The following is a 24,334-nucleotide window of genomic DNA, read 5'->3' on the forward strand; positions in this document are numbered from 1 at the left end:
TTATTCAATTTACTGTTAACGGGACAAGCTTCGGGTTTAGGACAATTTTTAAGTGGAATTCTGTGTATTATAGTAGGGGTTATCGCATTTATTGTGAAGTAGTTATAAACAAGAAATTTAGAGTAAATATTAATAATTTATACTTGAGATAGTATTATACTATTTTGAAAAAGGAGATACTAACATGCAAAAGTTATTAAAAACAATTATTTTATCATTAGTAGTATTTTTATTTGTAAGTGTTATTCCCGGGAAGATATCTGCAGCAAGTAATTATCAAACTGCACAAGTAAATGTGGATGGCTTGAATATTAGAACTGGGGCAAGTAATTCTGCTGAAATTGTTGCTCATTTCGTAAAAGGCGATGTTGTGAAATATACAAATTACGATAAATATTGGGCAAAAACAATTTTCAATAAGAAGACGGTATATGTGTCTCGTAAGTATTTGCAGACAATAGAAGTTCCGTCGAAATTGAAAAAGTTAAAGAACGTTACTGTATATAAATATGCAATTGGTCAAGACCCAACAGTTGCGGTAGATCGTAAGGCGAAAGTATATGCATTAGCAAGTAACTCATCTAAGGTGATTGGTACAGTACCACCTGGGGAATTTGTCAATGCACTTGCTTATGATGGTTATTTCTTAATAATTATTTACAAAAATCAAATTGGTTTTGTAAGTCGATGGGATTTACAGCCAGTTGATTTATAAACGTGTGCCATTCAGGCGCACGTTTTTTCTTTTTAAAAAAGTCAAATGGTTAATACGTTTATTTAATAATATGAAGATTGAACTAAGCAGAGTAGGCATAAAATTGCTTGCTCTTTTTTAGTTGGGTTTTACAAAGTTTTAAGGTTTTCGGGTGTGTTTGTATTACTTAACGATTTAAAAGGCGAAAAATTTGAAATGAATGGTCAGAAGTTAAATTTGTTTATTATATTTTGAATATTTGAGTTCCTTATTGAACTAACGTGGCAGTTTAGTTGAATAAGAAATGGATACAAATTCTAAATATGAAGGTTTTTTATGAGATTATATAGAATATTATCATAACTACATATGAATGGAGGGATGAGAGTGGAGTTTTTTGGATTTAATAAGAAAACTAAGGGGTTATTATATATTTTCCTTTTATTTTTAGCATTGGGATTAATAAGTTTTAATATCGCCGATTCTATAAAGTCTAAATACAGCGTGGTTCGTGATAATTTTATTAGTCAAATTAATGGTAAAGACCTTAGCAATAATGATATTAATAAAATTGAAAATACTCTTCAAGCTATTAATGAAAAATTTCATACATCTGAAAGCATTGCGATATATGAAAAAAAAGATGGAGTCAACGACATACAATATTTCTATTTAGATTTAATAGAAGCTGAATACGTATTTCCAATAAGTGCAGGAATAAAAGAGAACTTGATAACTGAATCATTTTATCCAACTGAAGGATTTGATGCAGGGAAATATTATGTTGTACATCGCTATTTTCCAGATTGGTTTTATTTATTCCCAATTGGATTGTTTAGTGTAAGTGGAGTTTTATTTTTACTTTGGATTTTATTTCAAATTAAACATGTTTACACCACAAGACTTATTAAACTAAAACTTAAGACTCATTAATTAATCACAAATGGGTTGCGATGCTTTTAATAAGGCATCGCTTTATTATTTGATTATGAAGAATAATGTGAAGTATTCTTCTTCAACTAACGGGGGCTTTAGTTGAAAATCTTTGAACTGTCTAGACAGCTCTTTTTTTCTTCTTACTCAACTAAAGGGACAGGTTAATGGAATAAGCAGGTTTTTTAAGAAGGTTGTAGAAGAATATAAAATATGAGATTCATATAAGTAACGGACTAAATTTAAAGGAGTTGAAAGTGTGATAAAGAATAAAATGCATGTCAGAAAAGCAAAAGAAGAAGATGCACAAGGAATTGCGAAAGTTTCTGTTGATAGTTGGAGAACGACATATAAAGGGATTATACCTGATGAATTTTTAACGAATTTATCTTATGATAAACGAACAGAAGCTTGGAAACAAAACATTGCAAAAGAAGATAACTATGTTATTGTAGCTGAAAATGAAATGGGACAAATTATTGGCTTTGCGGATGCTTGGAAAAGAGAAACGAATCTCGAAGAAAATACCGGTGATTTAACGTCTATTTATTTACTAGAAGAATATCAGGGAATGGGCATAGGTAAAAAATTATTTAAGGAGTTATTTCTCCATTACAACAAATTAGGCTATAAAAAAGTATTTGTAGAGGTATTAGAAGAAAATAAAACGCGCTATTTTTATGAGTATTATGGCGCCAAGTTGGTTAAGACAGTTCAAATAAAGATTGGCGGAAAAGTATTAAACGAATCAATATATGAATGGGATTCGATTGATAAAGTTCTCGAAAAGTGTGAATAATTATAAAGAGAGTGAGGGAGTGTTATCTATTCCTCACTCTCTTTATTTGATTTAAAGTAGAATTTTATCAACAGTAAATGAGGAAAGAAACTATTAAAAGGGTCACTCGGTGGCAAGTGACCCTCGGTGAGTAGAAAATGGGTGTGGGTGTGTAAGGCTAAATTACCTTAACAATACAATTATTATTATGGGTTAGCTATCAAAAGAGGCTGTAGATTAATGTAGGAAGCTAGCGCCGACAATAATTAGAAGAATGAATAGGACAACGATTAAAACGAATGATGAATTGTTACGTCTGCCATAGTCATTATAGTTTTGATTTCCCATAATAAATTCCCTCCTTTCTATAATATATAATATGTATTGTTATAGAAAGGAGAGATGATATTCATCTAATCAATTATAAAATCATTCCTTTTGAACAACTTTAAAGAGCGTTACTAAATAAAATGTAGCAAAGCTTTTATATTTCCATTTCAAAATTAAATACCAATATTATCACTTAACAAGTTAAGGTGAAAATTTATCTACGGTACGATTTGAGAATTTCAGATAGTGGTCATTGATTGTCTTTATAGACTTATGTCCTGTTTGCTTTGCTATTGTCGCTAAATCAGCTCCACGCTCATGCATATCTGTAACGAGTGTCTTTTGTTAAACCAGTCCATTTTTTAAAATCATTAAGGTAAGCTCTAGTTGAAATTTCTCTACTTATATACTTCTCGTGATTACCATTCGAAAGGGATACTACCAATTAAATAATCTTCATCCTGCAAGTTATATTTTTTTACATATTCCAGAATGGCCATCACAGTATCTAGTGTTAGTCTATTTTCTTCATTGACCTTTTGTTTCTTCAAATAAACATTCACCGACAAATCATCTAAATCAAAATCTTTTATCTGCATACGTACCACTTCACTAGGTAGACTTGCTGTAATTAAATTAACTAATCAAATTGCTTTTGGCCGTATTGGAAGTTCGCTGATCTTGGTGATTAGGTAATTAATTTTATAAAAAAGGGCAGTATTGTTGAAAAAGGATATTAAAAAATCTCAATAGGACTATTACTTCTCAAATATAGCGAGATAAGCAAATGAAAAACAGCACCACCACTATAAAAGTGTTGGTACTGCTAAATTTAACGATAAGTGGTTAGTTATTTAGAACGTACTTGCTAAATTATCAGCTTTTTCAAGCCCTGCGGAAATAATTTCTTCTGCTTTATCTGGGAATTGGTTGTGACCTTCAATAACTACTTTCATTATATCTTTAACACCGAAAAAGCCCATCATACTTGCTACATATTTAACAGCCATTTCTAATTCAGCCGCTGCTCCATTTGAGTACACACCGCCACTTGCATTTAATAATACAATTTTCTTATTACTAAGAAGGCCTACCGGTCCTTCTGCCGTATATTTAAATGTTTTGCCTGCGCGATTTAAGTAATCAATATATGTGTGTAGTACAGCTGGAATTGTTAAGTTCCATAATGGGAAACCAAATACAACTTTATCAGCTTCAAGGAATTGTTCTAAATATTTATCAGCAACAGCTACTGCTTTTGCTTCCTCCTCTGTTAAATCAAGTCCTCTACTAGCTTTAAATGTACCGTTAATCATATCAACGCCTACATATGGCAATTCTTCATTATACAAATCAAGCTCTACCACGGTATCATTTGGATGTGATTCTTTATAGCTCGCTAAAAAAGCGTTATATAATTTCACACTCACTGATTGGTCTGCTGGTCGATTGTTTGCTTTTACAAATAAAATTTTTGTCATTCTCTTATTCTCCTGTTGCTTCTCTTAAGTTATGATTAGCGTATTATTTTTCTTTACAATATCTGTTTGAAACTATATTCCATATCTCCGCCTAGAGCCTCGGCTGTATCACCAGTTTCCCTGAAATCGTGTGTATGAATTTCTTCAAACGGACCAAAATTTACTTGCTTATAAAATTCATAACATGGGAATCCATCATGTTCACCTTGAATATCGACAGTACCATCTATTTTGATCTGTACAGTTAATAGGTAGTCAACAGGAGGTGCAAATGAATTTAATGGGTTGCTAGCACTTGCACTCATTTGAAATCTGACGTCATCAGAACTCCATACAATATCAGTGCACAAAATATCTTTTGTACTAGCTTGCCCTGATCTTTTATTAACGGAACCATTTGGAGTTGTGATTCTTTCCGTTGTTATACCAGTATTTGCATGTGTGAAAATTTCTTTTTTATAAAAATCTACAACCACTTCTTGTTCTATTCTAGAACGCATAGCGTTTACAGCATTAGGTGTAAATTCACGTGAGTCACCTTCGAATTGAATCAAGTTTCCTGTTTTAATATCCTTCTTAGGTTCAGTCCAAGACGTCGGAATAAATACACTTGCTCTAATTTTAATAATGCTAGTAATAAGAAACACCTCTGTAATTTTAATTTTATATTGAGTAATCCATAGCATTGATTCATTCAGCAAAACAAGTCGCAATTTCTTTCGCATAATAGTCAATTGCTTTTCCTTTAATATTTGCTGCTTCTTATTCAAATAATGATACTCTTCTAATTCATATTTATATCTAGATTGTCTTTTTAAAACTGTATTCCATATCTCCATCTAGCGCTTTTGGAGTGTCACCAGTTTCTCTGAAATTATGTGTATATATATGGAGCATATACTCTCCCTCCAATTTTAACGATGTTAGGCATGAGAAACCCCCATAATTTCTTTATTTTTGTTTCGGTGAATTTTATTTCTTTTATTCTAAAATATAGTCAACTTGATTGACTGTATTTCTGATAGTACAATGGAATTTACATATAGTCAACCAGTTTGACTTTTTATAAGGAGGTTTATGTATGAATCATAGTGAATTTAGTGAATTGGATCTTACATCACTTTTATCATTATCCTATAGTGCAACGATTAATGAACTACATGAAAGATTAAGCGAATTGGGATTTGGAGATATAAGACCTGCACATGGTTTTATGTTTAAATGTATCATACCTAATGGAGCAACTGGTATAGAACTATCTGAGTATTTAGGAATTACCAAACAGGCTGTAAGTAAAATGGTAGATTATCTCGAAAAGAATGGTTATGTTATGCGTCAAACTCATCCCACTGATAAAAGAGGGAAAATTATTGTTTTGACTGAACGAGGTTGGTTAGTAGTGAAAGCAAAAGAGAAGATACTAACTGAGGTTGAGGGACAGTGGAGTGAAAATATAGGTAGTGAACGAATGCAAATGCTTAAAGGAGATTTATCAAAATTAATTTTCAAAGAAAATGAAGGTAAATTATCATCATTCTCAAGACCTATTTGGTAAAATTGAGCCTATAAAAGGGAACTTTTTTAGCATGTTTAAATTCATACTAACAGTGTAACATTCCTGTGATTATATAAATTAGCAGCAAAGCCTTTTTCTACTTCAAGTAACGGAGCAGATTTGTTCAATAAGATATAAAATCGTAATTTTCTAGTTTCAACTAACGGGGCTTTCATTGAAGAAGAGCTATAAAAAATCAAACTTTTTTTATCAAACCGTATATTAAATTACCAGAAAAGAAAGCATTTGATCAATTAATGCTTTCTTTTTATTTACTGTAAAAAGTTATTTTTATAGTTAAATTTAATCAAACATTATTCCAAACCAACATTCAGACTATTGAATGAACTTTGCTAGATTGTATTGCTAGTTGACTTTAGAATCTTTATATTAAACGTATCAATCAAGTAATGAATAGAAGTAGTAGCTCTTAATGATTTCAATCGTATATAAGAGAGGGGCAGGGATATGGAACCAATTAAGAAAAAGATACAATTTAACATTCTCAGTAGTGATTCAACGAATGGCGATGGTGGTTTTGGAGTAGGGACACTCGATTTAAATAATATTACACCTGTCATTATAGATGTAGAGTGTGAAGACGTTTTTATAGATATGGAAGCATTACATGGGCGAAGTAGAATAGAGAAAAAAGTACGTTTTGCACCAAACCGTGAGCATGCAGGGCAAGATTATTTTAAATATTGGATTGTCTGGATTGCTATGCAAATCTCAAGTAGTGGTGCATATTATGCAGGCTGTACGGCAAGTGAAGTATTAGTTTCGAAAGAAGAAAGGCGCATCAAATTAGGTTATAAATCCCTTCCTGAGCAAGTTAATATGCTAGATAAGGCGATGAAGGGTAATGTGATTATAGATCATCTAGATTCGAAGTCGAAACAATTACTCTGTCACTTTTTGAAAAGCTTCAATGAGGAGTACTGGGAGAAAAGTCCGCAAATATTGAAGGAAAAACTCATATAGACGAGGGGGAACACAAAATGGCTTTTGTTATAACAGAGGCGTGTCAGGATGAAAAAGCAGCATCTTGTTTAGATGTATGTCCGGTAGATTGTATAAAACCTGTAGGTAACCAGTATCTGATAGACCCTAGACTATGTATTGATTGCGGTGCTTGTGAAACAGTATGTCCGGTTGAAGCTATCTATCATGAAGATGATTTACTAGAAGCAGATCAACCTGCGAGAATAATGGCTATAAATCACTTTAGAGCATAGTATTTTAAAGTTAATAAAATTGGGAGTTAAATCAGTCGAATGAGCATTGTTACTACATTTAAAGTAAGTTTATCATTACCAAAAAAGAAGGCAGTTTATCAATTAAACCGTATCAAAACGAAAGATTACTTATTGTATATTCTACTAATGCACTCTGTAATGGCGTTACCAAATGGCATACAGATGGCGAGTGAGTTTATAGCAAAAGGTGACATTGATAAAACCTTTCTAATAGTCTGCACTTTATACCCTTTATTAGTCATCTTGACAGGTATTACAAGTATTTCAGTTCTTGCAACGACAGGATTACTAATAAGAACCATTGCAAAGAGGAAGCTAGTATATCAGCTTCTTTGGAAAATGGCCATGTATGCATGTACATACCCGGTTTTACTATATACGACAATTAATCTCTTTTACAAAACAAACACGATGATTCATATAACATTAGTCGTGATGTTTTTATATATTTTCACAAAAATGATTTTAGCTTATCCGAAAAAGAAGAGATGACTATATAGTGAAACATGAATTTAAGAATAAATGAAATGAGTCAGGAGATGATCTACTCTTGGCTTATTTTTTATCATTCACATTAACTTTTTAAAGGGAATGGAATTACAAAATAGAATATGTAGTAGGGGGTGAACATATTGGACAAAACTCTTCCGAAGAAAATACATATTATAGGTTCAGTAGGTAGTGGTAAAACTACTTTGGCGAAAGAGCTTTCTCGTAAATTGGAAATACCTTATTATGAGCTAGACAATGTAGTTTGGAAACGAAGTGAAACAGATGAAATTAGGAGAACGGTTGACGAGAGGAAAGATGTATTAAATGGAATTATAAAGTCTGATTCCTGGATTATAGAAGGCGTACATAACGAAGAATGGGTTGCTAATAGTTTCAAACATGCTGAAGTAATCATTTTCTTAGATATAAATTATAAGGTGAGAACATATCGAATTATTAAAAGGTTCATTTTGCAAAAGTTGAAAGTGGAGCAATCTCATTACAAACCGACATTTGAAATATTCTTGAAGATGTTTAAGTGGAATAAATATTTTGAAGATGTGGGAAAACCAAATTTCTTTACGCGATATGATGATTGTCGGGATAAGGTTCTGATTGTATCGAATAGTAAAGGTATAAAGCGCTATTTTGAACATGTTAGAAAGGAACCCTTTATGTAATGTACCTGTTTAAATTGAATATTGATTTTCTTCAAATAAAAAAGCGTATTCGATATTAAAATCGAATACGCTTTCTCTTAATAAACCATACGAATAGAATCATAATACTGACCATTGTAATAAAGTGCTTTGTGAATTTTCGCTTCTATTTGCATACCTAACTTTTCACCAACACGAATCATACGTTCATTCCCTGACCATGTACTAAATGCAACACGAACCAATGGTAATGTATTAAATAAGTGGTTAATCCATAACTTCAAAGTACGTGTACCGAGTCCTTTTCTCTAGGTATTTACTTCATGGAAAACTATTCCTAATTCCAGCCAGTGTGAAGGCTCGTGTTCCCAAGCGCTGTTTCATTGATGTATTCGTTTTTACGTTAGTTCCAAAAATAAATTTATATTCAATAAATTATAACGTTAATTACTTCGTTGTTTTAAAGCACTAAACATTCTTGTCATTTCCTGTACTAGCACAGCATATCACTATTATATTCCATTTGTTTAGTAGGTTATAAGTAGAGAGTTTAACTTATAAAATGTCATTTTGATAAATAGGAGATGACAGAATTATCTAACAAATGTAAAATGGTAATAATTACATAAAATAGAAGGGGTGTTTAGGAATGAATGTACCACTAGTTTTATCGGAGTTCCTTGATCGTGCTGTAACACTATACGGTGATAAGGAAGCTGTGCAATGCGAAGGGAGAGTATTTACATACCGCCAGTTGGAAGGGCGTGTAAATCAACTTTCAAGAGGATTACAATCAATTGGAGTTGTAAAGGGAGACCGAGTAGCATATCTAGCTTCTAACACAGTAGAAATGCTTGAAGGCTTTTATGGCATATACCAATTAGGCGCGATAATGGTACCTCTAAATATCCGATTAAAACCAGAAGACTATTTATTTATCTTAAATCATAGTGAATCGAAGGTGCTATTAGTAGATCAAGATTTATACGAATTAATCTTGCCAATTAAAGACCTGTTACAAACAATCGAGCATATTATTGTGCATTATAAAGAAGAAGCTACGGAGGAAATTGGTTATGATGAGTGGTTAGCAACATTTTCTCCAGAACCAGTTAAACGTGCTGAATTGGATGAAAATGATGTCTGCAGTTTACTTTATACAAGTGGTACAACTGGGGATCCAAAAGGAGTTATGCTGACGCATCGCAACAATTATTTACATGCATTAAGTTCGATGCATCATTTGCGTGTAACAGATGAGGACATTTACTTGCATGTTTTACCGATGTTCCATGTAAACGGCTGGGGTGCTCCGTTTTATTATACAGCGAATGGCGCGACTCATATTTGCTTGAAGAAGGCCACACCAGAGGCAATTTTCCGTGAAATCGAAGCGCAAAAAGTAACAATTGTCCATATGGCTCCAACTGTACTTAATTCACTATTACAATATTATGATGAGCACAAGCCTGTCGTTGATCAAAAGGTACGTGTTGTCCTTGCAGGGTCTGCGCCACCACATGCTTTTATCAAAAAAGTGGAACAAGAACTTGGCTGGGAATTTATCCAGGTTTACGGTATGACGGAATCTTCACCACTAAGTCTCGTTTCTAGAATTCTGCCACAGTTCAGTGACCTATCAGATGACGAAAAATCACGTTTAAAAGTAAAAGCAGGATATCAGATGATTGGTGCCGAAGTAAAAGTAGTGGACGAGTTCGGGGAAGAAGTGCCTCATGATGGTACAGCAACAGGAGAAATAGTCGTTCGCAGTAATGGCGTAATGAAAGGCTATTGGAAAAATGAGAAAGCAACATTAGAAACAATTCAAAATGGATGGCTCCACACGGGTGATGTGGGAACCATTGATGAAAGGGGCTATTTCGAGATTACAGACCGCAAAAAGGACATTATTATCAGTGGCGGTGAGAACATTTCTTCTATTGAAGTAGAAGGCGTACTATATGATCATCCCGCTATTTTAGAAGCAGCAGTTATTGCTATTCCTCATGAGAAATGGGGAGAAACACCACATGCGTATGTTGTTCTACGGGAAAATGCAGAAGTAACAGAACAGGAAATCATCGACTTCTCCCGTTCAAAATTAGCTCATTTTAAAGCGATTAAAAGTGTGACATTCACAGACGAATTACCAAAAACAGCATCGGGTAAAATCCAAAAAGTTCATTTACGAAATGAGCATATTGAGAGTATGAAAGTTTAAGCTCTCCAAACAGCCACCTAGATTAGGCTGTACTTTCAATGAAATGGACTCATAATTGGCGCTATTAAAAGCAAATATATTTATATAAAATTGCATATAATGAAAAAAAGTAAAGAGGTGGTCTAGTTGATCTTTATATTAGCCAGCAGCGTGCTAGCTTTTATACTCATACTTTCTGAATACTTGAAAAGCTCGAAAATCTTCAACGTATTTTATTTTATTTCATTAGTAAGCGTCATCTACACATTTGTAAGTTTCATTGATATAGGAGGATTAGAAGCTTTAAGTTATAGCATCATCTCTTTAATATTCGGCATAATTGGCGTAGGTGGTATGGTAATAACACTATGTAAACAAAAACAATTGAATATGTAAAAATTGGCCTTCACAGATTTTTTCTGTGGAGGTTTTTTGATTGTGAGACGGAATATGGGAGGTAGTTAGGACGTGAATATTTTGCTAAATAACAAAGGACCGAGTTAGTGCAACAAACGATGGAGTTAGTGCAACAAACGCCCTGGATAGTGCAACAATCAATGTACCTAGCGCAACAAACAGCTGACATAGCGCAACAAACAGCTTTTTCACTCGATCCAATCTCACAAAATATTAATACCCCTTCAAAAAGCAACTTCCAAATTAGTTTAGTGATAGTATGGTAAATGGAAATATCGACCATGTGGAAAGGTCATACTATATAGATTATTGTTACTTTTCATGTGAGTACCTTACCAAAGAAATACTGTAATCTAAAATAGAACTAATAATTTTATAGAGTAAAATAGCAAATTACTTAAAAAGGAGAAATGTAAAATGCTTCAGAATGAATATATTCATTATCACCGTAATTACGGGTGGGATATAAATGATTATAAAGCAATGCTTAAATTTGCAAACAAGGGTCGGGAGCAACTGACATTTTTTAGTTATGGCTGTAACTTGGATAATAATTCGATTCATCGGCTAATAGAAGAATATTTTTTATCAGAGGATGTTAAAAGAAACGAGGATTTTATAGAAGTTGAATTTGATTAAGAAAGTATACAATTCGAAAATTTAATATTGAAGAAAAAAGATTGATTGAATTTGAAAATGAGGTATCTCAACATTCCGGTAAGCATATTCGATGTGATATCAATGTACGAGGACATTTCGAGGTGAAACTTAATAACAAGCTTTATTCTACACTTGTATATAAAACATTGGATTGTTCAGCTGTATATCGAGAAGCGATAAAAGGTCAGTACTTATTTTTAATCGATACTGAATCGACCGACAATGAAGAAATGAGAAATAAAATGCATCTATTGCCTAAGAATATACAGTCACTTAATCTACCGATAAATTTTACAGAAATTCAAAAAGAGGTATATGTAAAAGATTGGATTCGTCAAATTTTAGAAGAGATGAGATTAAAATAAAAGATGAAGAATTAAATTATCAGTAGCTAATTGAATTTTCTTTAAAAATATCTCTCTATACTTTAATGGGAATATATTTTATCGTTATAATGAAGTTAAATATTATATTAAATAGAGAGGTTAAAATAGTATTAATAACTACAGAAATAAAATAGGAGATTAAGATGAAGAAAAATAAATGGTTTTACATTATCAGTGGTATTTTAATTGTGATTGTAGCAGCAGGCTATTTTTTACCACGCCTTCTTCTTAACATTGCGTATTCCCCTCAATTAGGGGAGAAAGAAGTACCACTCGTAGAAAACTTACCCAAAGCAACTGACACATTAGAGATGGAAAATGGAAAATACTTATTAGCCTTTTCGGAATTAAAAAGTCAAAGTGATTCTGATACAGGAGCTTTTTACGTTATTGATGAAACAGGCCGTTTTTTATCGCAAAGCGTCAAGCAAGATCTATCAGAGCCAATCGGTATGACGACAGCCAACAATAAAGCGTATGTCGTTAATAACCGCTCTCTACAGCGTTCATCAATCGACTTGAAAACAGGTAAGATTGAGTCAATTAATATGAATAAACAATCAAGTAATTCCTTTTCACTTTATTCGAATAATGATTATGTTATTTATGATATTGCAGGGAGTCTAAATAACGGTCAAAAGCTTGTATATTGGCGACAAAATAAACCGAATGATAAGAAATCAATCGTTATTCCACACGGTTTTGCTCATTCCATGCATGTTGAAAAGGATGAGGCATACATTACGACGGCTGATCCGGATGCGATTACGTATATCCATCACGTCGACTTAAAAAACAATAAGGTCATTTCCTCAAAAAAATTAGATTTAGAGGATGAGGAGTATTCACAAACTGGTTTACCAAGCAATCCGACACTAGTATATTACAAAGGATATTTGTATTATACAGTCAATCAAATGAAGACTGTATCGGATACTGATGATACAATTATAAATACAGGGAAGCTTGTGAAAATTGACCCTAAAACTTTAAAAATCGTCAAAAAAATTTCGATTGGTGATGAAAATTTTAATCCAGGCTCACTAGCGGTTGTCGATGATCAAATTGTTATTTTAAGTGACTATTCAGAAGCGTATGTGATGAATGATCAAGAACAGATGAAAAAACTTACTTTCAAAATACCACAGGATCAACGTTCAGCTCTAGAACAAAAAAGTACATTTACAGAACAAATAACCGTTAAAGGAAATAAAGCGTACATTTTCACTATGTATAATCTTCGCAATAATGATAGTGATGATGCTATTGAACGTGGTGAAATAAATGCTTTTAATTTAGCAAATGGTGAGCACCTATCAAGAACGGTCGTTAAAATGCCTTTATCCACCTACTTAACGATGACCTTCGCTGTCATTCAATAAATAAAGTTATTAAAAAAATAACTATTTTGCTAATAGGGCAATAATTACTACTACATAAGTTTTTTTCTACTATATAAACAATAGCCAGCTAATTGCATTTCAACACTGCGATTAGCTGGCTATTTTATTGATCAAGCCACAAACCTAGTCTCAAGAAAATTGCACCCGTAATCATTAATGTAAGAAGAGGGACATATGCTACTCCACCAAAGTCTGCAATAGATGCAAAGTATGCAGTAATAAGAAGACCTATTCCTGATAATATGCAATATAATCCGACTTTTCTTGTGACTTTTTCTGGTTTGCCATTACTTCTTTCAGATTTATTATAAAAACCAATAAATTCAATCATGTTATACCGCCAAACTACTATACCTAAAGTAACAATGAGCAGCGCAAAAACAATCTGAAAAATGAACATAAATAGCATCATCGATACCTCCCAAACGAATTTTCTAGTTATATACGAGGAGTAATTATATATTCGAATTGTCTTATTTATAGTATTCTCCCAATATTCCAAAATACCTTTCGATAGAAAATGCAGCATTTAGGACGTGAATATTCTGCTAAATAACAAAGAGGTGAGTTAGCGCAACAAACAATAGAGATAACGCAACAAACATCCAAGTTAGTGCAACAATCAAATTCCAAATCTTATATCTAATTTCCACCAACCTGTCCCCATATCACCCAAAAGCCTCTATATAACTAATAAAGGGAGAGGGGGACAAACTAATGACATCCAAATTACTAAATACTACAGAAACATATTCAAAACTTCAATCATTTACGTCAATTAGCAAATTAAACGAAGCAGTTAAGATGCATCGTCAGAATTTCAGCAATCAGCTAACTAAATCAGAACAAGCCACTTTAGATTTACTTGCACGTTTTGCGTGTAAATATATTGGAGTTTGTTATTTAGCGAAATCGAAAATTGCTGATATGTTGGAAGTGAATATTCGAACCGTGCGTCGTGCTTGTAATACATTAGAATCTCTTGGCATCATTAAGCAATATCCATTAAAGCGACATAATGGGGATCGTAGGCAATCGTCAAATGCTATTGTCATTCAAGCGCCAAAAGCAGATGTCCTACCGCAATGTCCGCCCAAAGAAGCCCCTATAAAAACTAGCAATACTAAAAATACATATGATACAGAAAAACGTGAAATAACTGATCAAGTAAATGAAAGTATTGCATTAAAAGAAGGCTTGATAACAAAATTACCTTCTGCCATCAAAGCAATTGCATCATTTTTCCAGATGGAGGATCTTTACTGCATAGCGGGTACTGTTTACAAAGCAAAAGCAGCAGTCGACAGAAATATTTCTCTTGAGGAGCATGAAGACTTATATCGAAACGCTTTACTTTCAATTATTCATGCATTTAAGCTGGGAAAAATCCTGCATTTACATGGAGCAATTTATACAACAATTAAGCGTCTGACAAGGAGTATTCAAACCCAAGCATTAGCAAATGAGGTTTGGTATGACAAGGTGGTTAGCCAAATATAATTTCAACAAAAAAGCAGACTCCCAATATTGATAGGAATCTGTTTTGAGGAGAAGTTAAGTTTTAGGTTTTACATTTTTGTAGACGTTTACAATAAAGAGGACAACAGATAAAGCGACTGCTGAGCCACCACCCGATACACATAGCTCCATAATAACGCGTGGAACATCGACATAAATAAAGATCATGCCCAATAATAAGAACGGTAAACCGATATTAAATAACCAAAATTGAGCCTTAGCCAAAGTCGTCTCGCCTGCATCTTTATAAACAGAATAAATAAGTCCAATAATGGCAGCGGAAACCCATCCGACAAGGTTAATATGAGCGTGTGTTGCAGCCCACTTCAACTGAATAGTGTAATGCATAAACAGACCATAACCAATTCCTAACGCGAAGTACAGGACAGCAATCTTAATCCATTTAGCACCCAATCGATCCATCTCCTTTTTAGTATTAATACAAGTATATTCGCGAAATTCGATATCATTACTGATAATTCGAGGATTTGAAATATAATTTTGTATAAAATTGTATTTCAAAAAGTGAGGAGGTAAAGGCGCAAATATAGTAATCCATCTTAGTTGAAGACGATTCTGCGAAGTCAAATAAATTTATCTTCAAAATATTTTTATCATGCGTCATATTGAAGAAATGTACTCCTAATGTTATTGTTTTTATATTCTGAAAAATTCTCTGTGAGGATTTTACTGTTAAAAATATTTTAGTAGAGGGTGTATGACAATGTCAGTAGTAGCAATAAATATGATGAATGCTTTTACAATCGAAAAATTACGTGATAATGCCATTTCAAATGAACAAATTCTTGAGGGACTAGAAAAACAACAAATGGAAAACTGGAAAGAAAATGATCCAACGCTTAACTTAGATGATTTAGTAGCTTTATATCAAGATGATAAAAACACTCTTGAAAGTGCACTAACTCAAGGTTATTCCGTGAAATTTTTAACTTTCAATGGTCTGAAAAGCTTATTGAAATTCCGTTTTCATAAAATAGATGGGGAAGACTATCAGCTTTGTGATTCAGGAATAATGGATTTAAATCTTTCAAAAGAAGAGCAACCTATTCTAGAGCAAATGCTTTCTATTAATTGGTATATTCAAGCACATACAAATGATTCATCAATCAATGTATTGCTTAAATAAAGGTTATAGATTGGTAGTGAATCCCCCAAAGCTGCAAGGTACATAAGGAGTTGAACTTAAAATTGAATATCAAAAAAATTTTTATAGCTAGCTCGGTGCTGGGCATACTATTTACGATTGGTATCACTGGGATGTCAAAGACAGCAGCTGCCCAAGCCTCACCAGCTGAAAAGTCCCTAAATAAAACATTAAAAGCAACAACAGCTGTGAATATGAGAAAAGGGGTCGGCACAAAATATAAAAAAATCATGACAGTTGAAAAAGGGTTGTTTGTGACTGCGAGTAAGTACTCGAAAGGTTGGTACAAAGTAAGTGCTAACGGTAAAACAGGATGGGTCTCTGGTAAATACCTAGCATCTGCACCGGCAAACTATAAGGAAGCAGGTCTTGTTGAATTATCCGAAAAAGAGGGCTTTATCATTGACTTAAAATATGCGACAAAGAAAAACTTCATGGGATATGCATTATACCCAAAAGACAGTAAAGCATTAGTGGCAAAATCAACAGCAGCAAAACTAAAAAATGCCAATCAATTAGCACATAAAAAAGGTTATAAGATTAAGATTTGGGACGTATATAGACCTTTATCTGTGCAATGGGAAATGTACAACAAGGTTCAAAACCACAACTATGTAGCTAATCCTGCGTTAGATTCCAACCATAGTAAAGGTGTTAGTGTCGATGTAACATTAGTGGATTCTAAAGGTAAAGAGCTAAAAATGCCTACCAAATTTGACTCTTTTTCTATTAAAGCAGGGCGTTCATATAAAGGGAACTCTAAAACAGCACAAAGAAACATGGACTATTTAACAAAGATTATGACACAATCTGGCTTTAAAACAATCAATTCAGAATGGTGGCACTATAACGATTTGAGTAATACGCATCCAACTTTAGATGTACCTACGAAGTGATTATATTGATATGAGCTTTTAAAAAGTTCTTTTAGAATTGAAAGATGTTATAAAGATAAAGAGCATTAAAAAGCACTACGCAATTTCGATTGCATAGTGCTTTTTCTTTTAAAATAACTAATTAAGTACAAAATCTACTTCTTTGTTTTCATATACAACTTCGCCATTAATAATGGTGCTTAAAATCTGAATATCTTTAATTAGAATTGGTTCGACTGATGTTGGGTCTTGATCTAAAACAACAAAATCTGAATATTTATCGACTTCAATAGTTCCTATTTTATCTTCTTCAAAATTGAGTTTCGCTCCATAGATTGTCATTGCTTTTAACGCAGTTTCTACATCAATTCTTTGATTTGGGCCAAGAACGATATCATCAATTGTAAGTCGATTTACAGCGGCCCATACAGAGAATAGTGTTGAAATAGGTGTTATTGGGCAATCTGAATGTAACTTATATAAAATCCCTAAATCATCCGCCTCTTTTAGGGGATTAATACGATATAATATTATTGGGTGGTATATAAAAGAGAGTAGCAAGGTTATAGTTTTTTGAACATAAACTACTAGAATTAGTAATTCACCTTTTCATTTGCATCTGCCAATTATGAGATGATTTAAAATGTTTCTCAAAGCTTCTTTATCTTAAGTGATATCCAGAGTCTTACTAAGAGAAGAGGAAAAAGTTGATTTACTTTTGATATAAATAAGGTATATTTATTGTCGAGATAACTGAACCTAAATTGGAGAATAGTACAATTACTAGGAGGAAATTACATGAAATCAACTTACCTCATGCCGAGCTTAATGCTTTGCCAAAAATAGAATTACCATCACCTGAAATTACAGATATAAACCTATTTGATAATAGTTTAAGTACAATTCCAGAAGAAATCTATAAAATGAATAATTTAAAGGTGTTAAATATTTCTGCTAATAAGCTTAAAGAAATTTCTCCCAATATAAAAAATTTAAAAGAACTTACGATGATGGATTTAGGACACAATCAGATTGAAACAATTCCTACAGAAATAGGAAATCTTACGAATCTAGAGGGTTATTTATATCTTCACAATAATAAATTCGAAACGCTCCCGACTGAAATTAAGAATCTTAAAAAGCTAAAATATTTAAATTTAAGTGATAATAATTTCAGTGAATTACCATCAGAAATTGGTAAACTAACCAATCTAGTTGAGTTACGCATAATGAATAACAAACTTCAAAGCATTCCTGAAAGCTTTAGTATGTTAACGAATATTAGAGAGCTTCATATGAGAAATAATCAACTCAGTACTCTCCCAGAAATTTTTGAGAGTTTGATGTTATTACGAGTACTAGATATGGAAGAAAATCAATTAAAACAAGTACCGAAATCACTTGAGTACTGTAAGAAGTTAAGACGCTTGAATTTGAGACATAATCAATTGACTACTTTACCCGATGAAATTGGAAAGCTAGAAAAATTATTAGAATTAGATTTAAGAAGTAATCAATTAATTAAATTACCGGAATCTTTGATGGACATTAAAGGGTTAGAACGTTTAGATCTAAGATGGAATCATGACTTAGAAATACCGAAATGGTTAGGGAAATTAGAAGAAAATGGTTGTATTGTTTATTTGTAAACTGACTTACATAACCATTTTTATGATTAACACGAAGAAGGTATAAAAAACTTAAGTTTTTTATAAAATGCACTTTCTTATTAATAACCCGAAATCACTCCATGATTTCGGGTTATTTTAATTGAACTAACAAGCAGGGTTAAACAATTTCTCTTAAATAGGCCAATGCGGAAGAGTAAACAAGCTTTAGCTCATATCATAGGTAAACGTGTGTGCGTGTTTAAAGAAATTGGTCTCGGTACGGAGAGTTCATTCTAAGGAATGCTACTATACCAAACATAGGTATGACGGTTATTGATACAATTATTGTGTCAATGTACTATTTCTTTACGAATAATGCATAAAATATATTATGTCGGAGCATATACTTAAAAAACAAGAAACAGACGATAAATATTTAAATACATTCTATTTTATGGTATTTTCTAACAAGAAGGGGGAAATGTATATGATGTTTTTACCTTTATTATATGGCATTATCGTTGGTGTAGTTCTGGCAGTTATAGCATCGATGCTGAAGAAAAAAGGTACTCTAAAACAACAATTATCATTTACACGTTGACATCATTAGCTTTGGGAGTATCACTTATTGCATATGGATCTACAGTAGTAAGAGGATTTGAAGGTTTTGCTTATTTATTGTTAGGTAGTCCAATTGTGATGATTTGTATTTTTACAATTTGCATGACCTTTTTCAGTAATACAAAAAAACACCAAGTAATTTAATAATGATTTATCTTTTATAGGGCTGTCCCAAAGTAGGTGAAAACTGACTTTTGGGAACAGCTTTTTTTGTTTAATTTATTATATTAGCCTATCCAAAGCAATCTTTTTCATCATTTGAATGATAGCTTTCGTTGATACTGTATCGTCTAAGGATAAAATATCCTGATCATCATGCTCGATTTCTTTTAGGATGTTGATCTCTTTGTTTAGTCGTTCCATTTTACGATCTAGTTCAGCTGCAGTAAAAGCGGCTTCTCTTAACTCATTTGTTAGTCGTTCAGGAACTTGTTTGTTGTACTTGTAATAGATTTTATGTTCCAAACTTGCCCAGAAATCCATAGCAATCGTACGGATTTGCATTTCTACGTACACATGCTCTTCACGATCGGACATAAAAACAGGAATCTTCAAAATGACATGAAGACTTTGATAGCCATTTGGCTTTGGATTTTGAATATAATCCTTTACATCGATGACTTCGATGTCTGATTGAGCCTGAATCATTTCACTAATGATGTAAATATCAGAAACAAAAGAGCATGTAATTCGGATACCCGCAATATCCCTCATGTTTTCACGGATACCTTCCAATGTTGTAGGGATATTCTTTTTATGCATCTTTTTCAAAATACTTTCTGGTGATTTTATACGTGTATTGACATGTTCGATTGGATTATATTCATGTATTAACCGGAATTCTTCTCTTAAAATACGAACCTTAGTCCCGATTTCATCTAATGCAAATTTATAGGCCATCATAAAACGAGTTAGCTCTACTCGAAGTTCTTTCATATTTTGTTGCTCTATTAAATGTGTCATTGTAAAATCTACACCTTTCAAAATTAAATAAAATGGTTCAATCTATTTCCGTATATATCATACACTAGCTTCAGTTGAATCCCTAAGAAAAACCGTTTAAAGGTAAATATTGTAATAGAAGTTCAAAAGTATTCAACGAAAAAGGCACAGTAAAGCTTCTATGTGTCTATTGTATTTCGTATAAATCAATCAGCACTTCTAATCTAGCTTAAACTCCCCAATTCGATGCTATAATATAGTCATCTGTACTACACGAAATGAGGAACATATATGTATAAAACAATTGGGATACTTGCCCATGTAGATGCTGGCAAGACTACTTTTTCTGAGCAGTTACTGTTTCATACGAATAGTATCCGCCAGAGGGGGCGTGTCGATCACAAGGATGCCTTTTTAGACAATCATGCCATTGAACGAGAGCGTGGCATTACCGTTTTTGCTGAGCAAGGCATTATTACATACAACGATCATACGTATACCATTATTGACACACCAGGGCATGTCGATTTTTCACCTGAAATGGAACGCGCTATTCAAGTGATGGATTATGCAATTTTAATTATCAGTGCAATTGATGGTGTGGAAGGACATACGGAAACGGTGTGGCAATTATTACGTAAACACAACATCCCTACCTTTTTCTTTTTAAATAAAACAGATAGAGAGGGGGTCAATACGGAATTAGTATTGAATGAAATCCGATCGAATCTGACAGAAAATGTTTGTGATATAACAACTGTTTTCCAAGATGGACAAATGCAAGAGGAGCTCATTGAATTTATAGCAGAGCGGGATGAAGAGCTGCTGGAACAGTATATGGATTCAGGTTATGACAATGCGAAATGGCTTGAAGCATTCAAAAAACTTATTGCATCTGGCGAAATCTTCCCTTCAGCAAGTGGTTCGGCATTAAAGGATATCGGAGTGCTGGAATTTTTCTTAAAATTAGATCAATTAACGGTGACTTCTTATAGTAAAGACATTGATTTTGCTGCACGGGTTTATAAAATACGACATGATGATAATGATCAACGAGTGACGTTTATGAAATGTTTAAGTGGTTATTTGCAAGTAAGGGACGAAGTGAAGTACGGAGAAACTTCAGAAAAGATCACACAAATCCGCTTGTACAATGGCAATAAATTCACAACAGTCAATGAAGTTCGAGCAGGTGAACTTTTCGCGGTTACGGGCCTAAGTGGTGTAGAAATAGGAGAAGGTCTTGGTGTGCTTAGAGAAAAAGCTGTTTTTGAACTCATTCCTACATTAAAATCGAAAGTCATTTTCGACTCTAATATTCATGTGAAAGAAATGTTCCGTTGTTTTAAGATTTTGGATGCTGAAGATCCATCTCTCCATATCTTTTGGGACGAGCATTTTCAAGAAATTCATGTTCATGTAATGGGGGTTATTCAACTTGAAGTGCTAGAACAGATTGTTAGAGAGCGTTTTTCATATAAAGTGTCATTTGGTGAACCGAAGATTTTGTATAAAGAAACGATTGGGGCAACTGTAACTGGGTATGGACATTTCGAGCCTCTACGACATTATGCAGAGGTGCATCTACAAATCGAACCAGCTGAAAGAGGTTCAGGTGTTACATTCAAGAATAAATGTCATGCAGATCATTTATCTATCGGCAATCAAAATTTAATCCATCAACATGTACTTGAAAGAAACCATCACGGCTTACTAACAGGTTCTGCAGTTACAGACGTGTTAATAACCCTACTAACAGGGCGTGGAAGTAACGAGCATACATCCGGTGGTGATTTCAGAGAAGCCACTCATAGAGCGTTACGACAAGGTTTGGAACAAGCGGAAAATATTCTACTTGAACCGTATTATGATTTTAAGATTAAAGTAGACATGGATCATATTGGACGTGTAATGTCTGATGTTCAACAGGCTCATGGTCGTTTTAATCCGCCTGAAAACATAGGGGACAAGGTTGTCATTAAAGGACGTGTTCCAGTTGCCACTTTTATGAACTACAGTACAAGCTTTGCTGCTTTTACAAACGGTAAAGGCGCACTCACACTTAACTTTGCTGGCTATGATCAATGCCATAATACTGAACAAGTGATTGAAGAAATTGGTTATGATAAGAATGCAGATCCAGAGTATACTTCTACTTCGATTTTCTGTGCCAAAGGGAAGGGGTATTCTGTTCCTTGGAAAGAAGCCAAGGCAGCGATGCATTGTTTGTAGAGTGCTAAGGGATACTTTTTTTAAGGTTTCCACGTATGAAGAAATATATATAAGCAGTGGGTTTCTAATAGGAATCCCACTGCTTTTTATTTATTGTTAGGTAAAATATGTTAAAATATTTATCGAGTTAAAAATTGGGAGTAAAAAATATTCAAATATAAGTAATAGTGAATTTACAAGCAAGGGCGATTTGTAGTAATTATTCTTTCTTAAATGAATAGATTATGGGGGAGAAAAATGAACTTACTAAACCAATTGATAGAACAAGCTAAGAACCCAAGAGGAATCATAGGTTCAATAATGTTGAGAATTATGAACTCTGCACACACTAGCATGAACCAATGGGCTTTAGAAAAGGTAAAAGTAAAAGAATCAGCAGTAATATTGGACATAGGATGTGGAGGGGGTAAAACAATACAATTATTGTCTAAGCGGAATACGTCCGGAAAAATTGTCGGTATAGATTATTCCGAACAAGCAGTAAAAGATTCAATTAGAGCAAATAAACAAGATGTGGAAAAGGGTAAAGTAAATATCCTCCAAGCAAGTGTTACTGACATGCCATTTTCAAATAATACATTTGATATAATAACAGCTTTTCAAACACATTACTTCTGGCCAGATCTAGAAAAGGGAGTAAAAGAGGCATTTAGAGTATTGAAAAAAGATGGTCACTTCCTAATTATTGCAGAATTATACAAAATAAATTATCATATGCAAACTTATAAAACGAGAGAAGAATTGGAGCAATTGTTTATTAAAACGGGGTTCAATTCAATAAAATTTTATGAGCAGAATAATGCTAAATGGCTTTGTGCTGAAGGTTTCAAAACTATTTAAAATCGCTTTTCGTTTGAAATATTTACTAGTAGAGAAAAGTATTAAATGGCTAAGCGAATACCCCAATCCATTTTAGAAAAAAGCCTTTCTATTATTTTTGAATAATTGGATAATAAAGTTTTCGGTATTGTAAAATCAAAAGATTGATCACAAGTTTAAACAATAGAATAGGAGGAGTTAAATGGAGTTGGTATTTATTCGTCACGGCCAAGGTGAACATACATTGGATGTACCTAAAAGTTTGCAAATAGAAGACCCAGCACTAACTTCTACAGGAGTAGAGCAGGCAATGTTATTAAGAAATCAATTTCCGCTAACAGATGAAGATGTAATAATTATTAGTCCGCTTAGAAGAACGCTTGAAACAGTATTCATTTGGAGTGAAAATAAAAATGTTCGTAAGATTGTAAGTCCATTAGTATCTCCAAGAATCTTTCCCATTCACTCAAGTATGAAAACATTGCCTTGTGATAAGATAATGGATTTAGAAATTATTGAACAGGATTACCCAACTTTTGAAGTAGATAGTAAGGCGCCAATCGAACTCTGGTCGGATGGTATCAATACCCTTACAGAACAGCAATTCACAAACCTTGCTGAAAAGTTTATTAGTGATTGTAAAAAGTTACATAAAGAAAAAATTTATATAGTGTCACACGACGGTACGATTACTTCTTATCGACAAATGCTTTCTGGGCAAATGCTTACCCGAAATGATTTCCCAAAAGAAACTGGTTGGTTTTCAGTTATTTGTTAAAGCACTATCCGATAAAAGTAAGGGATTTTTATGTGTAGGGGATTAGATATGAAGATATACAGGAAAGCGTATCGTGACTTTTTAATAATAACCATCTGTGTAAAAATAGATATCGTAAAGTGAAGACAAATGATGTCGAAGTATATGAGTGGTAAATAATATTTTCTGCAACTTAAAATAAACGGATGGGGTGAAGACATGCAGATCTGGCCAAAAGGTGTATCAAAGCCAGCGGTAAGAGCACTTAATAGCGTAGGAATCACGACATTGGAGCAATTAACAACAGTTGATGAAAAGACTTTAAATGTGCTTCATGGTATGGGACCTAAATCTATAGAAGTCTTAAAAGGAGCTCTACAAGAAAAGGGGCTGCAATTTAAAGATTAATGATAGCTAATGCTAATAAGAAATAATACCGACATGGCGCTAGAAGGCTTGTGTCGGTATTTTGGTAAGATGATACAATATGTATAATTGAACCATCAGGAACGATTTAAAATCGCACCTAGATGGTTACTGACTGT

29 protein-coding genes and 3 pseudogenes are annotated in these 24,334 nt (G+C 33.2%); 22 read left to right on the forward strand and 10 right to left on the reverse strand.

Annotated elements, in window-relative coordinates; all coding sequences use genetic code 11:
• The first annotated feature begins 184 nt into the window (after positions 1-184).
• From BK137_RS16945 to BK137_RS16955, 3 genes are all read left to right on the forward strand, one after another.
• Positions 185-715, forward strand: coding sequence for an SH3 domain-containing protein (locus BK137_RS16945; RefSeq protein ID WP_038182748.1), 531 nt, complete (start codon positions 185-187; stop codon positions 713-715).
• A gap of 366 nt (positions 716-1,081) precedes the next feature.
• The gene (locus tag BK137_RS16950) at positions 1,082-1,627 is read left to right on the forward strand and encodes a hypothetical protein (protein ID WP_038182746.1); all 546 of its coding nucleotides are present in this window, start codon (positions 1,082-1,084) and stop codon (positions 1,625-1,627) included.
• 274 nt (positions 1,628-1,901) lie between these two features.
• A complete protein-coding gene (locus tag BK137_RS16955) occupies positions 1,902-2,426 on the forward strand; it encodes a GNAT family N-acetyltransferase (protein WP_038183226.1) in 525 nt (174 codons plus the stop codon).
• 216 nt (positions 2,427-2,642) lie between these two features.
• On the opposite strand, the pseudogene BK137_RS23005 reads toward BK137_RS16955, so the two are convergent.
• From BK137_RS23005 to BK137_RS16980, 5 genes and pseudogenes are all read right to left on the reverse strand, one after another.
• A pseudogene (locus BK137_RS23005) lies at positions 2,643-2,714 on the reverse strand (YjcZ family sporulation protein); the annotation flags it as partial.
• Positions 2,715-3,154: 440 nt separating this feature from the next.
• Positions 3,155-3,334: a hypothetical protein gene (locus BK137_RS16965; protein WP_051448658.1), complete on the reverse strand. Its 180-nt coding sequence runs from the start codon at positions 3,332-3,334 to the stop codon at positions 3,155-3,157.
• Between the two features lie 255 nt (positions 3,335-3,589).
• On the reverse strand, positions 3,590-4,216 hold the full coding sequence (locus BK137_RS16970; RefSeq protein ID WP_038182744.1) for an FMN-dependent NADH-azoreductase: 627 nt from the start codon (positions 4,214-4,216) through the stop codon (positions 3,590-3,592).
• A 53-nt stretch (positions 4,217-4,269) separates the two neighbouring features.
• Positions 4,270-4,854, reverse strand: a complete 585-nt coding sequence (locus BK137_RS16975; protein ID WP_038183223.1) for a DUF3238 domain-containing protein — start codon at positions 4,852-4,854, stop codon at positions 4,270-4,272.
• Between the two features lie 163 nt (positions 4,855-5,017).
• Positions 5,018-5,161 (reverse strand): annotated as a pseudogene (locus BK137_RS16980) (DUF3238 domain-containing protein); the annotation flags it as partial.
• 136 nt (positions 5,162-5,297) lie between these two features.
• Between BK137_RS16980 and BK137_RS16985 the strand changes: the two are divergent.
• From BK137_RS16985 to BK137_RS17005, 5 genes are all read left to right on the forward strand, one after another.
• Complete coding sequence (locus BK137_RS16985) at positions 5,298-5,771, forward strand: MarR family winged helix-turn-helix transcriptional regulator (protein ID WP_038182742.1); 474 nt, start codon at positions 5,298-5,300, stop codon at positions 5,769-5,771.
• A gap of 477 nt (positions 5,772-6,248) precedes the next feature.
• Positions 6,249-6,755, forward strand: coding sequence for a YwhD family protein (locus BK137_RS16990; protein ID WP_038183220.1), 507 nt, complete (start codon positions 6,249-6,251; stop codon positions 6,753-6,755).
• A gap of 17 nt (positions 6,756-6,772) precedes the next feature.
• Entirely contained in the window at positions 6,773-7,009 is a 237-nt protein-coding gene (locus BK137_RS16995; protein ID WP_038182741.1) for a ferredoxin family protein, read from the forward strand.
• 39 nt (positions 7,010-7,048) lie between these two features.
• On the forward strand, positions 7,049-7,522 hold the full coding sequence (locus BK137_RS17000; protein ID WP_038182740.1) for a DUF1189 family protein: 474 nt from the start codon (positions 7,049-7,051) through the stop codon (positions 7,520-7,522).
• A 140-nt stretch (positions 7,523-7,662) separates the two neighbouring features.
• Entirely contained in the window at positions 7,663-8,202 is a 540-nt protein-coding gene (locus BK137_RS17005) for an AAA family ATPase (protein WP_038182737.1), read from the forward strand.
• A 77-nt stretch (positions 8,203-8,279) separates the two neighbouring features.
• Here the strand turns inward: BK137_RS17005 and BK137_RS17010 are convergent.
• A pseudogene (locus tag BK137_RS17010) lies at positions 8,280-8,552 on the reverse strand (GNAT family N-acetyltransferase); the annotation flags it as partial.
• Between the two features lie 278 nt (positions 8,553-8,830).
• On the opposite strand from BK137_RS17010, the gene BK137_RS17015 reads away from it, so the two are divergent.
• From BK137_RS17015 to BK137_RS17030, 6 genes are all read left to right on the forward strand, one after another.
• On the forward strand, positions 8,831-10,405 hold the full coding sequence (locus BK137_RS17015) for a long-chain-fatty-acid--CoA ligase (RefSeq protein WP_038182734.1): 1,575 nt from the start codon (positions 8,831-8,833) through the stop codon (positions 10,403-10,405).
• Between the two features lie 126 nt (positions 10,406-10,531).
• Positions 10,532-10,780 carry a hypothetical protein gene (locus tag BK137_RS17020; RefSeq protein ID WP_038182732.1) on the forward strand — a complete coding sequence of 83 codons (249 nt, stop codon included), beginning with the start codon at positions 10,532-10,534 and terminating at the stop codon, positions 10,778-10,780.
• A gap of 107 nt (positions 10,781-10,887) precedes the next feature.
• The gene (locus tag BK137_RS21970; RefSeq protein ID WP_143691078.1) at positions 10,888-11,067 is read left to right on the forward strand and encodes a hypothetical protein; all 180 of its coding nucleotides are present in this window, start codon (positions 10,888-10,890) and stop codon (positions 11,065-11,067) included.
• A gap of 151 nt (positions 11,068-11,218) precedes the next feature.
• Positions 11,219-11,440, forward strand: coding sequence for a hypothetical protein (locus BK137_RS21745; protein ID WP_051448657.1), 222 nt, complete (start codon positions 11,219-11,221; stop codon positions 11,438-11,440).
• 41 nt (positions 11,441-11,481) lie between these two features.
• Positions 11,482-11,826, forward strand: a complete 345-nt coding sequence (locus tag BK137_RS21750; protein WP_051448656.1) for a hypothetical protein — start codon at positions 11,482-11,484, stop codon at positions 11,824-11,826.
• Between the two features lie 164 nt (positions 11,827-11,990).
• Complete coding sequence (locus BK137_RS17030) at positions 11,991-13,229, forward strand: NHL repeat-containing protein (protein WP_038182730.1); 1,239 nt, start codon at positions 11,991-11,993, stop codon at positions 13,227-13,229.
• 124 nt (positions 13,230-13,353) lie between these two features.
• On the opposite strand, the gene BK137_RS17035 is transcribed toward BK137_RS17030, so the two are convergent.
• Entirely contained in the window at positions 13,354-13,662 is a 309-nt protein-coding gene (locus tag BK137_RS17035) for a hypothetical protein (RefSeq protein ID WP_155981174.1), read from the reverse strand.
• A 305-nt stretch (positions 13,663-13,967) separates the two neighbouring features.
• Between BK137_RS17035 and BK137_RS17040 the strand changes: the two genes are divergently transcribed.
• Complete coding sequence (locus BK137_RS17040; protein ID WP_051448655.1) at positions 13,968-14,750, forward strand: helix-turn-helix domain-containing protein; 783 nt, start codon at positions 13,968-13,970, stop codon at positions 14,748-14,750.
• Between the two features lie 54 nt (positions 14,751-14,804).
• Here the strand turns inward: BK137_RS17040 and BK137_RS17045 are convergent, their stop codons facing one another.
• Positions 14,805-15,182 carry a hypothetical protein gene (locus BK137_RS17045; protein WP_038182725.1) on the reverse strand — a complete coding sequence of 126 codons (378 nt, stop codon included), beginning with the start codon at positions 15,180-15,182 and terminating at the stop codon, positions 14,805-14,807.
• Positions 15,183-15,492: 310 nt separating this feature from the next.
• Here BK137_RS17045 and BK137_RS17050 point away from each other — a divergent pair, with 310 nt between their 5' ends.
• Positions 15,493-15,915, forward strand: coding sequence for a hypothetical protein (locus BK137_RS17050; RefSeq protein WP_038182723.1), 423 nt, complete (start codon positions 15,493-15,495; stop codon positions 15,913-15,915).
• A gap of 62 nt (positions 15,916-15,977) precedes the next feature.
• Positions 15,978-16,829, forward strand: a complete 852-nt coding sequence (locus tag BK137_RS17055) for a M15 family metallopeptidase (RefSeq protein WP_051448654.1) — start codon at positions 15,978-15,980, stop codon at positions 16,827-16,829.
• Between the two features lie 117 nt (positions 16,830-16,946).
• On the opposite strand, the gene BK137_RS17060 is transcribed toward BK137_RS17055, so the two are convergent.
• Positions 16,947-17,369, reverse strand: coding sequence for an amidohydrolase family protein (locus BK137_RS17060; protein WP_038182720.1), 423 nt, complete (start codon positions 17,367-17,369; stop codon positions 16,947-16,949).
• Positions 17,370-17,572: 203 nt separating this feature from the next.
• Here BK137_RS17060 and BK137_RS17065 point away from each other — a divergent pair, with 203 nt between their 5' ends.
• Positions 17,573-18,457: a leucine-rich repeat domain-containing protein gene (locus BK137_RS17065; protein WP_235175701.1), complete on the forward strand. Its 885-nt coding sequence runs from the start codon at positions 17,573-17,575 to the stop codon at positions 18,455-18,457.
• A gap of 804 nt (positions 18,458-19,261) precedes the next feature.
• Here BK137_RS17065 and BK137_RS17070 read toward each other — a convergent pair.
• Positions 19,262-20,002 carry a GTP pyrophosphokinase gene (locus BK137_RS17070; RefSeq protein ID WP_038182718.1) on the reverse strand — a complete coding sequence of 247 codons (741 nt, stop codon included), beginning with the start codon at positions 20,000-20,002 and terminating at the stop codon, positions 19,262-19,264.
• A 270-nt stretch (positions 20,003-20,272) separates the two neighbouring features.
• Here BK137_RS17070 and BK137_RS17075 point away from each other — a divergent pair, with 270 nt between their 5' ends.
• From BK137_RS17075 to BK137_RS17090, 4 genes are all read left to right on the forward strand, one after another.
• Entirely contained in the window at positions 20,273-22,213 is a 1,941-nt protein-coding gene (locus BK137_RS17075; RefSeq protein WP_038182716.1) for a GTP-binding protein, read from the forward strand.
• Between the two features lie 237 nt (positions 22,214-22,450).
• A complete protein-coding gene (locus BK137_RS17080; protein WP_051448653.1) occupies positions 22,451-23,053 on the forward strand; it encodes a class I SAM-dependent methyltransferase in 603 nt (200 codons plus the stop codon).
• 181 nt (positions 23,054-23,234) lie between these two features.
• The gene (locus BK137_RS17085) at positions 23,235-23,810 is read left to right on the forward strand and encodes a histidine phosphatase family protein (protein ID WP_038182714.1); all 576 of its coding nucleotides are present in this window, start codon (positions 23,235-23,237) and stop codon (positions 23,808-23,810) included.
• A gap of 198 nt (positions 23,811-24,008) precedes the next feature.
• A complete protein-coding gene (locus BK137_RS17090) occupies positions 24,009-24,197 on the forward strand; it encodes a helix-hairpin-helix domain-containing protein (protein ID WP_038182708.1) in 189 nt (62 codons plus the stop codon).
• Positions 24,198-24,334: the final 137 nt, after the last annotated feature.

The organism is Viridibacillus arenosi (genome assembly GCF_001955655.1).
Classification (GTDB): domain Bacteria; phylum Bacillota; class Bacilli; order Bacillales_A; family Planococcaceae; genus Viridibacillus; species Viridibacillus arenosi.

Coding starts and splice junctions, on each gene's coding strand:
- BK137_RS16945 (WP_038182748.1), top strand. CDS start 185: ATGCAAAAGTTATTAAAAACAATTATTTTATCATTAGTAGTATTTTTA.
- BK137_RS16955 (WP_038183226.1), top strand. CDS start 1,902: ATGCATGTCAGAAAAGCAAAAGAAGAAGATGCACAAGGAATTGCGAAA.
- BK137_RS16965 (WP_051448658.1), bottom strand. CDS start 3,334: ATGCAGATAAAAGATTTTGATTTAGATGATTTGTCGGTGAATGTTTAT.
- BK137_RS16970 (WP_038182744.1), bottom strand. CDS start 4,216: ATGACAAAAATTTTATTTGTAAAAGCAAACAATCGACCAGCAGACCAA.
- BK137_RS16985 (WP_038182742.1), top strand. CDS start 5,298: ATGAATCATAGTGAATTTAGTGAATTGGATCTTACATCACTTTTATCA.
- BK137_RS16995 (WP_038182741.1), top strand. CDS start 6,773: ATGGCTTTTGTTATAACAGAGGCGTGTCAGGATGAAAAAGCAGCATCT.
- BK137_RS17000 (WP_038182740.1), top strand. CDS start 7,049: ATGAGCATTGTTACTACATTTAAAGTAAGTTTATCATTACCAAAAAAG.
- BK137_RS17015 (WP_038182734.1), top strand. CDS start 8,831: ATGAATGTACCACTAGTTTTATCGGAGTTCCTTGATCGTGCTGTAACA.
- BK137_RS21745 (WP_051448657.1), top strand. CDS start 11,219: ATGCTTCAGAATGAATATATTCATTATCACCGTAATTACGGGTGGGAT.
- BK137_RS17030 (WP_038182730.1), top strand. CDS start 11,991: ATGAAGAAAAATAAATGGTTTTACATTATCAGTGGTATTTTAATTGTG.
- BK137_RS17035 (WP_155981174.1), bottom strand. CDS start 13,662: ATGATGCTATTTATGTTCATTTTTCAGATTGTTTTTGCGCTGCTCATT.
- BK137_RS17040 (WP_051448655.1), top strand. CDS start 13,968: ATGACATCCAAATTACTAAATACTACAGAAACATATTCAAAACTTCAA.
- BK137_RS17050 (WP_038182723.1), top strand. CDS start 15,493: ATGTCAGTAGTAGCAATAAATATGATGAATGCTTTTACAATCGAAAAA.
- BK137_RS17070 (WP_038182718.1), bottom strand. CDS start 20,002: ATGACACATTTAATAGAGCAACAAAATATGAAAGAACTTCGAGTAGAG.
- BK137_RS17075 (WP_038182716.1), top strand. CDS start 20,273: ATGTATAAAACAATTGGGATACTTGCCCATGTAGATGCTGGCAAGACT.
- BK137_RS17080 (WP_051448653.1), top strand. CDS start 22,451: ATGAACTTACTAAACCAATTGATAGAACAAGCTAAGAACCCAAGAGGA.
- BK137_RS17085 (WP_038182714.1), top strand. CDS start 23,235: ATGGAGTTGGTATTTATTCGTCACGGCCAAGGTGAACATACATTGGAT.
- BK137_RS17090 (WP_038182708.1), top strand. CDS start 24,009: ATGCAGATCTGGCCAAAAGGTGTATCAAAGCCAGCGGTAAGAGCACTT.